A 16410-nucleotide genomic window follows, 5' to 3' on the forward strand; every position below is an offset into this window, starting at 1 on the left:
GTTCGTTCTGTGGCATAAGCACCTCCTAACCTAATGGAGGCGCTTTATGCCTATGATAGAAGTTGATTTTGAGACATTTAAGGAAATAACCAGACGGCGACCTAACGAGGAAGTCTCTGAAGGAGATGTCGTTAAAGAGGCGCTTGGGCTGCTGCCGTTATTGGCACCAGCAACCGTCAAAGCTGCGTCGGCGGATAGCGCGTTTTGGGAAAGTGAAGGCGTCAAATTTCCAGTTGGCACCCGCTTGGAGCATCGCTTTCGGGATGGGCGGGTTGTTGAGGCCATAATATCTGAGCGCGGTGTTGAGGTAAATGGTGCGATCTATTCCGGGTTGTCTCCGGCGGGCGCGGCCATAACTAACCATCAATTGAACGGGTGGCTTTTCTGGTTTGTTCGCGATGCGGATGGTCGATTGGTCGCGGCGGACGCATTGAGGAAACGCTAATGCCGATTGTGTTTCGAGAGGCAGGGTTCCGCTTTCATTTTTACTCTAGCGAGGGTAATCCTCGGGAACCCGTGCACATTCACGTCGCAAGAGCGGGCGGGGATGTTAAGCTTTGGTTGTATCCTGAGGTGCAGATCGCCTATAATAGGCGCTTGGGGCCGAGCGAGTTAAGGGCGGTGCGAGAAATCGTCATTCGGCGGAGACAGGAAATCGAAGATGCGTGGAACAGTTTTTTCTCCAGAAGCGACCAAGGTGGAGTTTGATGAGAGTTCCATGTGGGTGACGTTGGAGGATGGACGGACGATTGGCGTTCCACTCGCTTGGTTTCCGCGACTTTTGAAAGGGAACGACGAATCGCGTGCGCGCTTCTTCCTGTCACCCAGCGGCATCCATTGGGATGAACTGGACGAAGATATTTCAATCGCTAGCCTGCTGAGTTATCGGTTGGAAACGCCTGCACCTTCACAAGCCGCATGAGTTTCAATACCTTCGGTCGCATATTCCGCTTCACCACCTGGGGCGAAAGCCATGGCCCTGCTATCGGCGCGGTCGTGGACGGCTGCCCTCCGGGGCTGGACCTGAGCGAAGCCGACATCCAGCCCTGGCTCGACCTGCGCAAGCCTGGCACGTCCAAATTCACTACCCAACGGCGCGAGGCGGACGAGGTGCGCATCCTGTCGGGCGTGTTCGAAGGGCGGACCACCGGCACGCCCATCAGCCTGATGATCGAAAATACCGACCAGCGATCGAAAGATTATTCGGACGTCGCCAAAGCCTATCGCCCCGGTCATGCCGATTATGCCTATGACGCCAAATATGGCTTTCGCGACTATCGCGGCGGTGGGCGGTCGTCCGCGCGCGAGACTGCCAGCCGGGTCGCGGCGGGCGCGGTCGCCCGTGCGGTCATCCCCGAAGTCGATATTTTCGCTTATGTCAGCGCGATTGGCGGCGATGCCATCGACTATGATAATTTCGATCCGGCGCTGATCGGGCAAAATCCCTTCTTCTGCCCGGATGCGCAGGCGGCGGTGCGCTGGGAAAAGCTGGTCGACGAAGCCCGCCTCGACGGCTCGTCGCTCGGCGCGGTGGTCGAATGTGTCGCGTCGGGCGTCCCGGCAGGCTGGGGGGCGCCACTCTATGCCAAGCTCGACAGTGAACTGGCTAGCGCGATGATGAGCATCAACGCGGTCAAGGGGGTCGAGATTGGCGACGGGTTCGCCGCCGCCAGCCTGCGCGGCGAGCAGAATGCCGATCCGATGCGACCGGGGAATGACGGCCCCATTTTCCTTGCCAACCATGCCGGTGGCATCGCCGGCGGCATTTCCACCGGGCAGCCGGTCAAGGTCCGTGTTGCGTTCAAGCCGACCAGCTCGATCCTGATCCCGGTCGAAACGGTCACGCGCGAAGGCGCGGCGTCGGACATCATCACCAAGGGACGGCATGACCCCTGCGTCGGCATTCGCGGCGTGCCGGTGGTCGAAGCGATGATGGCGCTGGTGCTGGCCGACCAGAAACTGCTCCACCGCGCCCAATGCGGCGAACGCCCCGAAACCGACTGACGCGCCAAAGCGAAGCGATCCTGCGCCGAAAAGGCAAGACGACTCGGCAAATTTAGGATAGGCTCCGTTTCAGGCCCGCCACAGGGCCAGCGGCAGAGCGTAAGCCTGGGGAACGTCACCACGCACAGCGCGGACATGACGACAAAATGTCCCTATACCGCCGCGACACGGGCCAGCCATGCACCCATGGCTGGCCCATTTCGTTATTTGGTGAGGTGCGCGGCCTGCACGGCTTTCTGGAACAGGCCAGCCAGGGCCGCGGACACATCGCTATCGGTCGTGACCTTGTAATACAGGCCTGGCGACGCACAGCTTTGCAGTGGCGGACTGATTTTTTCCGGCGCGTTCAGAAAAGGCGTGCGCACATTGCTGATCGACCAGCCGTCGGAGGCCGACTCCCACAGATATTCCGTATAGAGGACGGCAATTCTGATCCCCCTGGCTTTGATCGTGTCGCACATCGCGGTCGGCATCGGGCCCAGTTTGCGGCCCCCTGCATTTTCATCGCGCATCCCGTCTGTGATCAGGAACATGATGCTTTGGGGCGTGTCATTGCCTTTCTTGGTTCCCGTACCGGGAACGGGCATGATTGTGTTGATGCTGGTCAGGCTTGTCGTGAAGTTGGTCAGCATGTCGCTATCGTTGATGCCGCACACACGCTGGTTATTCTGGCAAACCGTCAGCAGTTGCGCCTGCGAGACCAGCCCCTTGGCCTTATCCAGATTGACAGGCTTGTCCTCAATGGAATGATAGGTCCAGTCGAAATGGCCCAGTGCCATGCGATAGGTCGCACCGTTGGCTTCGGCCGTTTCCTTGGCCACGTCCACCAGATCCTCGACCGCCGACGTTACCAGATCGCTCCGCAACGCCAGCCCCAGATCCGTCTTGGCGACATAATAATAGTCGACATATTTCCCGTTCACCATGCGGGTCTTGCCTGGATTGGTAGAGGAGGTGTTGGTTTGATGGCAGGCGAAGGCGCAGCCCCCGGTCGCGGTCGTCAGCGCCGTTAGTCCGGCCTTTGTGGCAGGCAGAGCCATGGATGGCGACGTGTCGAGCACCATGTAAAAATCGATATTGGGCGCCGTTACGCTCTTGGCGCTGGCATTGCCGCCGATGGCTATGCTGGCACTGGACAGAATAGCGCCGAAAATATTGTTCGACGCTGCTGCATAGGTCACCGTGACGTTGCGTTGCAGGGTGGGTGTGAGCGTTTCAGTAACGCTGATCTTGACGTCCTTGCCATAGATCAGGCCGTTCAGTGCCGTTGCCTGATCTTCAAAAAAGGCATTGGCACGCGTCTTGGTGTCATCCACGCTATTCTTCAACATCGGCGCGCTGACGGCGTAGAGCGCCGTCGCATCCGTGATCGCGTTCATTTTCGTCTGCAACCGCGCCGCGCGCGAATAGTCGATCACCATCCCTGCGCCAAATACCAGCGGGATCAGCGAAAATGCGAAGATCATAATCACGTTGCCGCGTTCCTGCCGCAGCAGACGCCGGGCGATGCGGACGATCCGAAACATAGCAAAATCGCGCATCATCATCTCAATTCATCGGAATGGAATCGGACCGACGCGGCAGCATGTAGATGGTGTCGGTCATGGTGATCTTTCCCAGCATGGCGGATGCCACGACTGGCTTATATTCGTAGCTGATCTCGGCCATCAGCACGCTGGACCCCTCTTCGGAAACGCTGTCCGGCAGATCGATCTTCTTGTTCTTCTTGTAGCCGTCTTTGACGGTCGATCCGTCAAAGCGCCGACTCCAGTCGACTCGTGGCTTGCCTGACGGATTGGTCGACAAATGGGTGATAGTGTAGATTCCGGCCGTCGCATCATAGGGTGCCATGACCTGGCTGGCGGCGCGCAATATGGTGTCGGTGGTCGATTCCGTGACCGAACTATATTGGGATGTCAGATCGGCGAGGGTGCGGGTTGTCACCGTGACCTTGCGCGACGCGGAAATGGCATCGGCAAGCTGGAAGCAGCCAAGATAGAGCAGAATCAGGAACGGCGCGACCAGGGCAAACTCCGTCACCGCGATGGCCCGGCTGTCGATGACGCAATGGCGGCACCATGATAATAAACGGCGCATTTCAGTACGACTCATTCTTGAAAACCAATGTCGAGACAAGCAGACGTCGACCATTTTTCATGTTGGAAAGGGCGAATCCCAATGGCCCCCCAATTGTGGGCATCTGATACATCAGGCGGATAATCACGATGTCGCCGGGGCCACCGGTAATATATTTCCAGCTATTGGTGACATTGTTTGAACTATCATAGGTCAGCGTCAACGCACTGCTGTCTATCTCTGCCATACTGTTTGCCGTGCGCACGTCGATCATAACATTGGTGCAGTCGATATATTTGGGCAGCGTTTTGCAGGTTTCCGTCTTGAACGCGGACTGGCTGATGCCATCCGCCTGGACCTGCCCCACACGAATGGTCCGGCCATTTTTTTCGACCGAGGTTTCAAGGACCTGCTGCGTGAACATGGTCAGCGTGGTCTGCATGACCGCCATGAGCAGAGCGATGAAGGGCGCGGCGATGATGGCAAATTCGATGATGGCGGCACCGCGCTGGTTGCGCAGCAACTCGGTCCGCGCGAAGGCGGAGAAAGATGATACAGACATGCGCGACCCCCAAGGCAATTTTGCCTCTCGAAGGCGCTATCATGTTTCTAAATGGTTAGAATTTGGTGAATTTGGTTAACCATAGCTGGGCGTGCTTGCCATGCGAGGGTATTATCCGCCAGTTCCGCGTGCAACGATGTACGGTTTGCCACGTTGTCGGGACACGCGGCGCCGCGATCCGGGGGACAGATACAGATGCACTTCATCACCGCGTTGCTGGGCGTGTATCGCGCGGAAATCGGCCTGTTGATCCTGGCGTTGATGTTCATCGCTTTCGTGCGCGAACGCTATTCGCCCACGGTGATCGCAGTGGTCGGAGCCTGCGCTTTTGCGCTGCTCGGCCTGCTCGACGAAAATTCGCTCTTCTCGGTCTTTTCCAACAGCGCGCCGCTGACTGTCGGGGCGATGTTCGTGCTGTCCGGGGCGCTGATCCGCACCGGGGTGATCAACCGGGTCGCGGACCTCATCATGGCGCGCGCCAAGAAACATCCACGCCTGGCGCTGGCCGAAGTGGCGTTGGGCGCAGCCGTGCTGTCGGCCTTCCTCAACAACACGCCGGTGGTCGTGCTGCTGATCCCGATCATGTTCAAACTGGCGCAGGCGACCGGCTATCCGGTCAAGAAATTGCTGATCCCGATGAACACTATCTCGGTGCTGGGCGGTTGCCTGACGCTGATTGGCACATCGACCAACCTGATCGTCGCGGGCATCGCCGCCGATCAGGGCATGGCGCCGTTCGGCATTTTCGACATCACCCTCTACGGGCTGGCGGGCGCTGCCGCCGGGATCGTTGCCCTGCTCTGCCTGTCCTTCCTGCTGCCCAGCGATCCGCCTGCCATCAGCGGAGAGACCGGCGGCACCGTGCAGGATTATCTCACCGAACTGGTGGTGCCACAGGATAGCGAACTGATCGGGCGGGAGATTGGCGCGCTCGGCCTGTTCAGCCCCTCGGTCGTCTTGCTCGGCCTCAAGCGCGGCGGAGAGATAAGGCGGCGCGAGATATTGACGGAGGAACTCCGCTCCGGCGACCGGCTGATCGTCCGCGCCGATGGCACCGCCATCATGACGCTGCGCGAATCGGGCGGGTTCGATCTGGGCGTGGCCGCCGATTCCAGCACATCGGCGCGCGAAGGCACGGTGATCGAAGCGATGGTCGCCCCCAGCCATCCTTCCATCGGGGAGCGGTTGCTGGACATTCCTTTCCTCCATGCCCTGCGCGTCCGCATCATCGGCATCCACCGGTCGCGCCATTTGCCCGGCCCTGCGCTGGCCGAAGCGCGGGTGCGCGGCGCGGACCGGTTGCTGATCGCGGGCAGCGACGACGCAATCCGATCGCTGCGGGACAATCCCCATCTGATCGGCGTCGACATCAGCCGCACCCGTGCCTTTCGCCGCAACAAGGCGTGGATCGCCATGGCGGCGATGGCGGCGGTCGTGCTGCTGTCGGCGCTCGACATGGTCGGCATCGGCATGGCGGCCTTCATCGCTGTCGGCATCATCCTCGTGACCCGCTGCATCGACCCCGAAGAAGCCTGGGCGGCGATCGACGGCGACGTGCTGATCCTGATCTTCGCGATGCTGGCGGTCGGCCTTGGGCTGGAACGGGCGGGCAGCGTCGCGTTGATGGTCGGCTGGATCACCCCGTTGCTGACCGTCGCGCCGGTCTGGTCGCTGGTGTTCATCGTCTATTTCTTCGCGCTGATCCTGTCCGAACTGCTCAGCAACAATGCGGTGGCGGCGCTGCTCACGCCGATCACCATCGCGCTGGCGCAGCAACTGGGGGTCGACCCCCGCCCGTTGATCATAGCGCTGATGATCGGCGCATCGGCCTGCTTCGCCACCCCGATCGGTTATCAGACCAATGCGCTGGTCTACGCCGCAGGCGACTATCGCTTTGCCGATTTCGTGCGGATCGGCGTGCCGATCAACATCATCGTCGGGCTGGCGGTGTGCAGCGCGCTCGTCCTACTAGGCTAGGCAGCCAATCGCGCACGGGCGGCCCTGTTCGCTCGCCCGCGCGCCCGGCATCACGGCGCTCTATCCATTGAGGAACCTGCCATGCCCAGCCTGCCTTTCACCCAGGTCGATGCCTTTGCCGACGCGCCATTCACCGGCAATCCCGCTGCCGTCATGCCGCTCGACCAGTGGCTCGATGATGCAATGCTTCAGGGCATAGCGGCGGAAAACAACCTGTCCGAAACCGCCTTCACGATTCCGACGCCCGATGACCCGGACACAGACTATGCGCTGCGCTGGTTCACCCCGACGGTGGAGGTCAAATTATGCGGCCACGCCACGCTGGCCAGCGGCCATGTGCTGATCGGCGATCGGGACGCGATCCGTTTCCGCACCCGCCATGCCGGCATATTGACGGTCGCGCGGGCCGGGGCGGGCTATGAATTGTCGCTGCCCGCATGGGAGACGCAGGCTATGCCGTTACCTGATCTGGCGGCGGGTATGGGCGGCGATGTGCTGGAAACGCGCTGGCGCGACGGCGGCTATGCCATCTTCGTCTATCGCGATGCCGCCGCGATCCGCGCCCTGACGCCCGATTTCGCCGCGCTCCGCCCGGCGGGCGACCTGCTGCTGATGGCCACCGCGCCGGGGGACGACAGCGACATTATCAGCCGGGTTTTCGTACCCGGCGGCGGGGTGGATGAAGATCCGGTGACCGGATCGGCCCATGGCCTGCTCACCCCCTATTGGGCGGCGCGACTGGGCAAAACGGCGATCAGCGCGGTGCAGGCCTCCGCGCGCGGCGGGCGATTGGGCTGCACGCTGGCGGGCGACCGGGTGATCCTGAGTGGCGGGTGCCGGACGGTGATCGAAGGGCGCTTCCTGCTTTAGCTTGGGCCGCTCGAAACGAACGGAGGTCGGGCGGGGGCTAACCCGGAAACAATCCGATAAGCCGGGCCAGCGCCGTCTTGACCGCGACCCGTTGTTCCTTGTGCGGCGACATGCCGATCCGTACGACGGTCAGCCGCTGTGACGGGGAAACCAGTATATATTGCCCATTATGGCCCACGCAGCCAAACAGGCTTGTGGGCGCCTGCCCCGGCATCAGCGCGCTCTCGCTGCTTTCCCGGTTGAGCCACAGATGCGCGCCATAGGCCGGGTTGCGCGCCGATGGCGTGGTCATGATATCGATCCATTTTTCCGGCAATATCTGGTGACCGGTCGGGCTGCGGCCATGGCGGCGGAGCAATTCGCCAAAGCGGCCATAATCGCGCGCGGTCATGTGCAGGATGCTGCCGCCGATCATCGTGCCTGCCGCGTCATATTCCGGGGTCAGGCTGGGCAGCTGGCCCGGCGCCTTCAGCCTGCCGTCGATGAACATCTGCATCGCCCGCCGTCGTGTATCGGGATCGTCGCTGTTGGTCAGCATCCGCGTCATCAGGTCGGTCAGGATCATCGTGCTGCCGGTCGAGTAGGAAAAGGTCGATCCGGGGGCATGGGCCAGCGGCTTGGCCTCGGCAAAGCCGCTCATATCCTGCGCGCCGTCGGCAAACAGCATCCGCACCGTATCGCCCGCGGGCTGCGGATCGCCATCCTCGACATGGTCCAGCCCCGACGTCATCGTCAGCAATTGGCGCAGCGTAATCCGCCCGCGCGGATCGCCCGGCTGGCGCCACGCATCGACCGGCACCGGCGCATCGAGCGCCAGCCGCCCGTCCGACACCATCAGCCCCACCAGCACCGCCGTCACGCTCTTGGCAATCGACCAGGACAGCAATTTCGTGTCCGGGCCGAAACCGGGTGCATAGCGTTCCGCAATGACCAGCCCGTCGCGCATCACCAGCAAGGCGCGCGTGTCGCCCATGTCGTTATCGTCGAACAGCGGGTCGATCGCGGCGCGCAGCGCGCCCTCGCCCACCACCGCGTCGCGCGACACGCGATAAAGCGGCTGCGGATCGGCCGCGCGCACGCTCCAAAGCCCGCCCGCGCCGACCAGCGCGGCCAGGGCCACGCCCAGACCAAGCCGCTTTACGCTGTTCCATTCCCTCTTCATAAGCCGCGGCCTTAGCCATCCCCAACCGAGTCGGGAATATGCCGGGTCGCCGGACGATCATTTATCTTGCCGTTGCGCTGCTCGTGTCGCTGCTGGTCGCGCTCGGCTGGCACTGGAAGCCGCTCAGCGCCCATGCCCAACTGGGCGCAGCCTATGGCGCGCGGCTGACCTGTTCCTGCCGCTATGTCGAAGGCCGCGCCATGGGCAGCTGCGCCGACGACAAGGAACCAGGCATGGCGTTGGTCCGGCTGACCGACCGGCCAGAGGACAAGGCCGTGGACGCCAGCGTCCCCCTGATGGCCACCCGCACCGCCCGCTTCCGCCCCGGCTGGGGCTGCCTGCTCGACCCGGTGGAGTGAACAACCTTCTCCCCGGCGGGGAGAAGGATACGAAGCCTTGGCGACGAAGGCGCCTAGGCGAAGTTGGATGAGGGGGGGCGACGCTGATGCTGCGCGCTCCCGCGAGGCCAGCGCACCCTCACCCAGCTACGACTAAGGCTGCAAGCAGCCAAGTCTGCGCAGCCCTCTCCCTTGAGGGAGAGGGATAAGGGGACGTCCGCTATACCCACCCAACCACCATCATAACGCAACACCCACTGGCCCCACCGCGCCTCAGCCGCTAAGGCTCCCCCGATGCGGCCTGACATTCCCACGCTTCTCCACGACATATTCGGCTTTCCCGCCTTTCGCGGGGTGCAGGAACAGGTGGTCGGCCGCGTCATGGCGGGGCAGCCGACGCTGGCGATCATGCCGACCGGGGCGGGCAAGTCGCTCTGCTACCAGCTGCCGTCCGCCGCGCTCGACGGCTGTTGCGTCGTCGTTTCGCCGCTGATCGCGCTGATGCACGACCAGTTGCGCGCGGCCAATGCTGTGGGCCTGCGCGCCGCCAGCCTGACCAGCGTGGACGCCGACTGGCGCGAAACGCAGGACCGCCTCCGCAATGGCGATCTCGACCTGCTCTATGTCGCCCCCGAACGCGCCAGTCAGGAGGGGTTTCGCAGCCTGCTCCGCTCGGCCAAGGTCGCGCTCTTCGCGATCGACGAAGCCCATTGCGTGTCCGAATGGGGCCATGATTTCCGCCCCGACTATCGCCTGCTCCGCCCGCTGCTGGACGAATTTCCCGACGTCCCCCGGCTGGCGCTGACCGCCACCGCCGACGCCCATACGCGCGAGGACATCCTCGTCCAACTGGGCATCCCGCGCGATGGCCTCATCATCTCCGGCTTCGACCGGCCCAATATCCGCTACGCCGTCCATCCGCGCGACGGCCTGTCCAGCCAGCTTGCTGATCTGGTCGCGATCCACCCCGGTCCCGGCATCGTCTATGCCCAGACCCGCGCAGCGACCGAGAAAATGGCAGAGACGCTGGGGCGCGGCGGCCGCCCCGTGCGCGCCTATCATGCCGGTCTCGACCCGGCGGTCCGCGCCCGCAACCAGGCTGCCTTCATCGCCAGCGAGGATATGGTGATGGTCGCCACCGTCGCCTTTGGCATGGGTATCGACAAGCCCGACGTGCGCTTTGTGGCGCACGCAGGACTGCCCAAGTCGATCGAGGGCTATTATCAGGAATCGGGCCGCGCTGGCCGCGACGGCGAGCCGGCGGTCGCGCATCTCTTCTGGGGCGCAGAGGATTTCGCCCGAGCGCGCCAGCGGATCATGGAACTCGACCCGTCCCGCCAGCAGGGTGAGCGCACCCGCATCGCCGCACTCGGCGCACTGGTGGAGACCGCCACCTGCCGCCGCGCCATATTGCTGCGCCATTTCGGCGAAACCCCGCCAGCGACCTGCGGCAATTGCGACAATTGCCTCTCACCCCCCGCCAGCGTGGACGCCACCGAAACCGCGCGCAAATATCTCTCCGCCGTCTATCGCACCGGGCAAAGCTTCGGCTCCGGCCATATCGAGGCGGTGCTGACCGGCGGCGTCACCGACAAGTTGCGCGAACGCGGCCATGACAAGATTTCGGTCTATGGCATTGTGTCGGGCGATGAAACCGCGTTGCTGCGCCCGGTATCGCGCGCGCTGCTGGTGCGCGACGCGCTGGAGACGACCGAACATGGCGGGCTGATGCTCGGCCCCAACGCCCGGCCCATCCTGCGCGGCGAGGAGGAGGTCCGCATCCTCGTGCCGCCCAGGCGCGAACGCCGCAAGCGCAACGCCCGCAACGGGGCGGAGGCCAATCCGGTCGGCGATCCGCTGTTCGACGCGCTGCGCACCTGCCGCCGCGAACTGGCGCAGGAGGCGGGCGTGCCGCCCTATGTCATCTTCCACGATTCGACCCTGCGCGAAATGGCCGAACAGCGCCCCACCAGCCTGCGCGATCTCGGCACGATCAGCGGCGTCGGGCAAAAGAAGCTCGATGCCTGGGGCGACGCTTTCCTGGCGGCGATTCGGCCGTTTTTATAGAATGGTTCGCGCAGAGGCGCAGAGGACGCAGAGATATAATCATAGATGATATGCCTCTTCTTATCTCCGCGCTCTCCGCGCCTCTGCGCGAACCAAATATCTTGAAAGCTTCGCGTCCCGCGCGCATGGCTGCGGCAAAAGGAGAACCGCCGATGTTCCGTAAACTGACCGACAGCATCCTCGTTTCCCCCCAGATCACGATCGATCAGGTGGCGGAGGCCAAGGCGCAGGGTGTGACGATGATCATCAACAACCGCCCCGATGACGAGGAGCCGGGTCAGGTCAACGGCGCGGAAACCGAAGCCGCAGCCAAGGCGGCGGGCATCGCCTATGTCGCCGTGCCGGTCGCCCATGGCGGCTTTGCGCCCTGGCAACTGGACGGCATGGCCGCCGCGCTGGAGCAGGCAGGGCAGGGCAAGACGCTCGCTTATTGCCGCTCCGGCACGCGCAGCACCTTGCTCTGGGCGCTCACCCGCGCGCGGGCAGGGGACAATGGCGACGTGCTGGCCGCGCAGGCTGCTGCCGCAGGCTATGACATCACCCCGGTGCGCCAGATCATGGACGCGCTTAAGGCGGAGTGAGCGCTGTTGAATTCCTAGGTCAACAGGATTAAATCCTATTGACCTAGGAAAGGGCCATGATGCGCACGACCCGGCAACTCAGCGTTACCTTGCCCAACGACATGGCCGACGATGTGCGGGCCAGAGTGGTGTCGGGCGAATATGCCAGCGAAAGCGAGGTCATCCGTGATGGCTTGCGGGCGTTGCGCGCGCGGGACCGGGCGGTGGACCAGTGGTTGCGTGGCGATGTTGGCCCGGCGCTGGATGCCTATCGCGCCGATTCTGCGCGCGGTATTGCGCTGGACGATATACGCGCCGACCTGACCCAACGGCATGATCAGGCGACCCCGCGCGATTGACCATGTCCTATCAGGTCGTCGTCACGCCCGAAGCGCGTATCCAACTCTACGCCATTTTCGATTATATCGCGACGGCTGCGTCGCCTGATATAGCCCGGCGTTTCACCACCGCCATTCTCGATCATATCGCGAGTTTTGCCGACTTTCCGTTACGCGGCACCCCGCGCGATGACATCCGCCCAGGTCTGCGCACCACGGCCTGGCGACGGCGCGTGACAATGGCCTATGCGGTCGAGGGCGAAACCGTCGTGTTCGTCGGCATTTTCTATGGCGGTCAGGATTTCGAAGCGCTGCTGGCCGACACCTAAGCCTGCGCAATCAGCCTTCCACCGTCACATGCTCCATCCGCGGCAACGTCCGCACCCGCGCCCGGACCCGCGCAACATCAGCGCCCGGCGCCAGGCTGATGATCGACGCATGGGCATGGGGTCCGATGCGCCAGACGTGCAGGTCGCGGATGGTCGCGCCCTCGGCCTCCACCAACGTCCGCACCTTGGCCATCAGCGCGGGTTCGGCGGTATCGAGCAGGATCGCGGCGGTATCCTTCATCAGGCCCCAGGCCCAGCGCGCAATCACCACCGCGCCCAGCAGGCCGACCGCCGGGTCCATCCATCCCCAGCCCAGATAGCGCCCGGCCAGCAGCGCCGCGATCGCCAGCACCGACGTCAGCGCATCGGTCAGCACATGCACATAGGCGGCGCGTAGGTTGTTGTCCGAATGGCCGTGGTCGTGCCCGTCATGACCATGATCATGGCTATGGTCATGCCCCAGCAGCAGCGCGCTGATGATGTTGATGACCAGCCCGACGACCGCCACCAACGTCGCCTCGCCAAAGGCGACATCGACCGGCTGAAAGAAGCGCATCCCCGATTCGATCGCGATGAACAGCGCCATGACGCCCAGCAACAGCGCGGACGCAAAGCCCGACAGATCGCCAACCTTGCCGGTGCCAAAGGTATAGCGCGGGTTGCGCGCGTGCCGCCGGGCATAGCCATAGGCCGCCGCCGCCACCGCCAGCGCGCCCGCATGGGTGGCCATATGAAAGCCATCGGCCAGCAGCGCCATCGACCCGGTGGTCCAGCCCGCGACAATCTCCACCACCATGGTCGCGGCGGTCAGCCAGACGACCCACAGGGTGCGCTTGGCATTCTCGTCATGCCCGGCGGACAGATAGATATGGTCGAAATAATGGCTGTCCTCGCCCTCCGTGGATGTGGAAGGCGGCGCATGGTCATGGCCGTGATCGTCATGCCCGTGATGATGGTGGTCCTTATGCATCGTCATTTCCCGTAGCGGCGGATCAGCGCCAGCATTTCCTCACTTGCAGCTGTGCGCTCGGCATCGGTCAGGCCGGGCCGGGCGACATGCTCACGCATGTGCTGCTCAATCAGCTCCTCCATCAAACTGCCCACCGCGCCGCGCACCGACGCCACCAGTTGCAGCGTTTCTGAACAGCCTGCGTCCCCCGTCAACTGGCGATCGACAGCAGCGATCTGCCCCGCGATCCGGCGCACCCGCGCCAGCAATTTGTCCCGATCCGCGATAATATGCATAGGATAGCCCCCTATCCTATATTTGATACACTAGCTAGAGCCTGATTTGCCAACCTCCGTTCGTTTCGAGCGAAGTCGAGAAACGTCGCGCGCAGGTTTCTCGACTTCGCTCGAAACGAACGGGGACAGGAAAACCAACGCGCGCCCGACGGCGCACCTGTCTCCAGCTGCTTCCCCAAAAACCATGCCGCCGCGCCATTTCCGTCATGGCCTTGTCCTATCGCCTCCCCTAACAGGATGGCATGACCAAGCGGGTGGAATGCGATCTGGCGATCCTTGGCGGCGGCCTTGCGGGCAGCCTGATCGCGCTCGCCTTCGCCGCGCGGCGGCCCGATGTGCGGCTGGCGCTGATCGAGCGTGACGCGGTCATTGGCGGCAATCATATCTGGTCCTTCTTCGATGGCGATGTCGTGCCGGGTGACCGCTGGCTGGTCGATCCGCTGGTCAGCCATCGCTGGCCGCAGGGCCATGAAGTCCGCTTTCCCGGCCATCATCGGCGGCTCGACACCCCCTATAACAGTGTCGCCTCGCCCCGGCTCGACGCCCATGTCCGCGCCATGCTGGGCGATGCGGTGCTGACCGGGGCGGATGCCATGTCCGTGTCACCGTCGGGCATCACCCTGGCCGACGGGCGAGAGATTGCAGCGGGCGCAGTGATCGACGCGCGTGGCGCGGGCGACCTGTCGATGCTGCGCTGCGGTTGGCAGAAATTTGTCGGCCATACGCTGCGGCTCGATGCGCCGCACGGGATCGACCGGCCGGTGATCATGGACGCGACCGTGGATCAGATCGACGGCTATCGCTTCGTCTATCTGCTGCCATGGGACGCGCGCACCATCTTCATGGAGGACACTTATTACAGCAACAGCCCGGCGCTCGACGTCGCCACGATCGGCGCGCGCATCGCCGCCTATGCGCAGGCCAAGGGCTGGCACGGCACCGTCATCCACCGCGAACAGGGGGTGCTGCCAGTCGTCCATGGCGGCGATTTCGACGCCTATTGGCCCAGCGACGATCCGGTCGCGCGCGCCGGTGTGCGCGCTGGCCTGTTTCAACCGATGACCGGCTATTCGCTCCCTGACGCGGTGCGCTTTGCCACCTGGCTGGTGGACCAGCCGCTTGATCGTCTGGCCGCCGTCACCCGCGCCCGCGCCGCTGCCCACTGGCGCAATGGCGGCTATTACCGCCTGCTCGGCAAGATGCTGTTCGGCGCGGCGCAACCCGACCAGCGCTGGCGCATCTTCGCCCGCTTCTATCGCCTGTCCGCACCGCTCATCCAGCGCTTCTATGCCGGACGCTCCACCCTTACCGACCGCATCCGCATCTTGTGCGGACGCCCCCCCGTGCCCATAAGGGATGCCATGCGAACATTGTTGAATCCGCCCGCCTGATGACCAGAAAAGCGATCGTCATCGGCGCAGGCTTTGGCGGGCTGGCGCTCGCCATCCGCCTGCAATCCGCCGGCATAGACACCACGCTGGTGGAGGCGCGCGACCGTCCCGGCGGGCGCGCCTATATGTGGGAAAAGGACGGCTTCACCTTCGACGCCGGGCCGACTGTCATCACCGATCCCGATTGCCTGTCGGAACTGTGGCGTCTGTCGGGGCATGACATGGCGCAGGACGTCACGCTGATGCCGGTCAGCCCCTTTTATCGCCTCAACTGGCGCGACGGCACCAATTTCGACTATAGCAATGACGAAGCTTCGCTGCGGACGGAGATCGCCAAGCTCGATCCCGCCGATGTCGCAGGCTATGAACGCTTCCTCGATTATGCCGCCGGCGTCTATGAGGAAGGGTATCGTAAGCTCGGCTCCGTCGCCTTCCTCGACTTCGCCTCGATGATCAAGGCCGCGCCCGCTCTTGCCAAATATCAGGCCTGGCGCTCGGTCTATTCGATCGTCTCTTCCTATGTGAAGAATGACAAGCTGCGCGAGGCGCTGTCTTTCCACACGCTTCTGGTCGGCGGCAATCCGATGAACACCAGCGCCATCTATGCGCTGATCCACAAGCTGGAAAAGGATGGCGGCGTCTGGTTCGCCAAGGGCGGGACGAACCGTCTGGTGCAGGGCATGGCGACCCATTTCGAGCGGTTGGGCGGCACATTGCGGCTGGGTGACAAGGTGACCCGGATCGAAACCCATGGCGACAAGGTCACCGCCGTCCATACCGCGTCCGGCTGGCGCGGGGAGGCGGACGCGGTCGCCAGCAATGCCGACCTGATGCACAGCTATCGCGATCTGCTGGCCCACCATCCGCGCGGGCAAAAACAGGGCGAGACACTGGCGCGCAAGCGCTGGTCGCCCAGCCTGTTCGTGCTGCATTTCGGCATCAAGGGCAGCTGGCCCGGCATCCCGCACCATATGATCCTGTTTGGGCCGCGCTATCAGGGGCTGCTGACCGACATTTACGATCATGGCGTGCTGCCGGAGGATTTCTCCCTCTATCTGCACCACCCGACCGTCACCGATCCGTCGATGGCGCCCGAAGGCCATTCGACCTTCTACGCGCTCGCCCCGGTGCCGCATATGGGCAAGCTGCCGATCGACTGGGACCAGTTCGCGCCCGCCTATGCCGAACGCATATTGGACGAGATCCAGCATCGCCTGATCCCCGACATACGTTCGCGCATCGTCACCCAATTCCATTATGCGCCGTCCGATTTCGGGCGGGATCTGAACGCGCATCTGGGCAGCGCCTTCAGCCTGGAGCCGCTACTGACCCAGAGCGCCTGGTTCCGCGCGCATAATCGCGATGACGTGATCCCCAACCTCTATCTGGTGGGCGCAGGCACGCATCCGGGCGCGGGTATCCCCGGCGTCGTCGGCAGCGCGAAGGCGACCGCGGCGCTGATGATCGACGATATGGCATCTGCAAGTTAAG

At 63.4% G+C, this 16410-nt stretch carries 19 protein-coding genes; 13 read left to right on the forward strand and 6 right to left on the reverse strand.

The genetic code is table 11. The features are described 5' to 3' along the window. Positions 1–52 precede the first annotated feature (52 nt). Genes ACODSR_RS07825 through aroC form a run of 4 tightly spaced genes read left to right on the forward strand, consistent with a single transcriptional unit; the run spans position 53 to position 2004 of the window. Positions 53–445 (forward strand): hypothetical protein, encoded by a 393-nt coding sequence (locus ACODSR_RS07825; RefSeq protein WP_489075284.1) that lies wholly within the window; start codon positions 53–55, stop codon positions 443–445. Then, on the forward strand, positions 445–708 hold the full coding sequence (locus ACODSR_RS07830) for a DUF4160 domain-containing protein (protein WP_489075286.1): 264 nt from the start codon (positions 445–447) through the stop codon (positions 706–708). The genes ACODSR_RS07825 and ACODSR_RS07830 overlap by 1 nt, the downstream gene beginning before the upstream one ends. Then, on the forward strand, positions 662–922 hold the full coding sequence (locus ACODSR_RS07835; protein ID WP_489075288.1) for a DUF2442 domain-containing protein: 261 nt from the start codon (positions 662–664) through the stop codon (positions 920–922). The genes ACODSR_RS07830 and ACODSR_RS07835 overlap by 47 nt, the downstream gene beginning before the upstream one ends. Continuing rightward, the gene (aroC, locus tag ACODSR_RS07840; protein ID WP_489075289.1) at positions 919–2004 is read left to right on the forward strand and encodes a chorismate synthase; all 1086 of its coding nucleotides are present in this window, start codon (positions 919–921) and stop codon (positions 2002–2004) included. The genes ACODSR_RS07835 and aroC overlap by 4 nt, the downstream gene beginning before the upstream one ends. A 203-nt stretch (positions 2005–2207) precedes the next feature. Here aroC and ACODSR_RS07845 read toward each other — a convergent pair whose 3' ends face one another. Genes ACODSR_RS07845 through ACODSR_RS07855 form a run of 3 tightly spaced genes read right to left on the reverse strand, consistent with a single transcriptional unit; the run spans position 2208 to position 4603 of the window. Beyond that, on the reverse strand, positions 2208–3545 hold the full coding sequence (locus ACODSR_RS07845; RefSeq protein WP_489075291.1) for a TadE/TadG family type IV pilus assembly protein: 1338 nt from the start codon (positions 3543–3545) through the stop codon (positions 2208–2210). A 7-nt stretch (positions 3546–3552) separates the two neighbouring features. Further along, complete coding sequence (locus ACODSR_RS07850) at positions 3553–4101, reverse strand: TadE/TadG family type IV pilus assembly protein (protein ID WP_489075293.1); 549 nt, start codon at positions 4099–4101, stop codon at positions 3553–3555. A gap of 1 nt (position 4102) precedes the next feature. Further along, positions 4103–4603, reverse strand: a complete 501-nt coding sequence (locus tag ACODSR_RS07855) for a TadE/TadG family type IV pilus assembly protein (RefSeq protein WP_489075295.1) — start codon at positions 4601–4603, stop codon at positions 4103–4105. 234 nt (positions 4604–4837) lie between these two features. Here ACODSR_RS07855 and ACODSR_RS07860 point away from each other — a divergent pair, with 234 nt between their 5' ends. Both ACODSR_RS07860 and ACODSR_RS07865 read left to right on the forward strand, forming a co-directional pair. Then, complete coding sequence (locus ACODSR_RS07860) at positions 4838–6619, forward strand: SLC13 family permease (protein ID WP_489075297.1); 1782 nt, start codon at positions 4838–4840, stop codon at positions 6617–6619. An 81-nt stretch (positions 6620–6700) separates the two neighbouring features. Further along, positions 6701–7489: a PhzF family phenazine biosynthesis protein gene (locus tag ACODSR_RS07865; RefSeq protein WP_489075299.1), complete on the forward strand. Its 789-nt coding sequence runs from the start codon at positions 6701–6703 to the stop codon at positions 7487–7489. Positions 7490–7526: 37 nt separating this feature from the next. Here the strand turns inward: ACODSR_RS07865 and ACODSR_RS07870 are convergent, their stop codons facing one another. Further along, complete coding sequence (locus ACODSR_RS07870) at positions 7527–8651, reverse strand: serine hydrolase domain-containing protein (RefSeq protein ID WP_489075301.1); 1125 nt, start codon at positions 8649–8651, stop codon at positions 7527–7529. A 38-nt stretch (positions 8652–8689) separates the two neighbouring features. Here ACODSR_RS07870 and ACODSR_RS07875 point away from each other — a divergent pair, with 38 nt between their 5' ends. From ACODSR_RS07875 to ACODSR_RS07895, 5 genes are all read left to right on the forward strand, one after another. Continuing rightward, positions 8690–9010 (forward strand): hypothetical protein, encoded by a 321-nt coding sequence (locus ACODSR_RS07875; RefSeq protein WP_489075302.1) that lies wholly within the window; start codon positions 8690–8692, stop codon positions 9008–9010. Positions 9011–9283: 273 nt separating this feature from the next. Continuing rightward, on the forward strand, positions 9284–11056 hold the full coding sequence (gene recQ / locus ACODSR_RS07880) for a DNA helicase RecQ (RefSeq protein WP_489075304.1): 1773 nt from the start codon (positions 9284–9286) through the stop codon (positions 11054–11056). Positions 11057–11208: 152 nt separating this feature from the next. Then, positions 11209–11637: a protein tyrosine phosphatase family protein gene (locus tag ACODSR_RS07885; RefSeq protein ID WP_489075306.1), complete on the forward strand. Its 429-nt coding sequence runs from the start codon at positions 11209–11211 to the stop codon at positions 11635–11637. Positions 11638–11693: 56 nt separating this feature from the next. Continuing rightward, positions 11694–11975 carry a ribbon-helix-helix domain-containing protein gene (locus tag ACODSR_RS07890; protein ID WP_489075308.1) on the forward strand — a complete coding sequence of 94 codons (282 nt, stop codon included), beginning with the start codon at positions 11694–11696 and terminating at the stop codon, positions 11973–11975. A gap of 2 nt (positions 11976–11977) precedes the next feature. Continuing rightward, entirely contained in the window at positions 11978–12283 is a 306-nt protein-coding gene (locus ACODSR_RS07895; RefSeq protein ID WP_489075436.1) for a type II toxin-antitoxin system RelE/ParE family toxin, read from the forward strand. Positions 12284–12293: 10 nt separating this feature from the next. Here ACODSR_RS07895 and dmeF read toward each other — a convergent pair whose 3' ends face one another. After that, positions 12294–13259 (reverse strand): CDF family Co(II)/Ni(II) efflux transporter DmeF, encoded by a 966-nt coding sequence (dmeF, locus tag ACODSR_RS07900; protein WP_489075310.1) that lies wholly within the window; start codon positions 13257–13259, stop codon positions 12294–12296. Next, complete coding sequence (locus ACODSR_RS07905; protein WP_489075312.1) at positions 13256–13528, reverse strand: metal/formaldehyde-sensitive transcriptional repressor; 273 nt, start codon at positions 13526–13528, stop codon at positions 13256–13258. The genes dmeF and ACODSR_RS07905 overlap by 4 nt, the downstream gene beginning before the upstream one ends. A 242-nt stretch (positions 13529–13770) precedes the next feature. Between ACODSR_RS07905 and crtY the strand changes: the two genes are divergently transcribed. Together crtY and ACODSR_RS07915 are read left to right on the forward strand one after the other, a co-directional pair. Then, the gene (crtY, locus tag ACODSR_RS07910; RefSeq protein ID WP_489075314.1) at positions 13771–14919 is read left to right on the forward strand and encodes a lycopene beta-cyclase CrtY; all 1149 of its coding nucleotides are present in this window, start codon (positions 13771–13773) and stop codon (positions 14917–14919) included. Further along, positions 14919–16409 (forward strand): phytoene desaturase, encoded by a 1491-nt coding sequence (locus ACODSR_RS07915; RefSeq protein WP_489075316.1) that lies wholly within the window; start codon positions 14919–14921, stop codon positions 16407–16409. The genes crtY and ACODSR_RS07915 overlap by 1 nt, the downstream gene beginning before the upstream one ends. The last annotated feature ends 1 nt before the right edge of the window (position 16410 follow it).

This window comes from Sphingobium sp. FG125, from assembly GCF_057809795.1.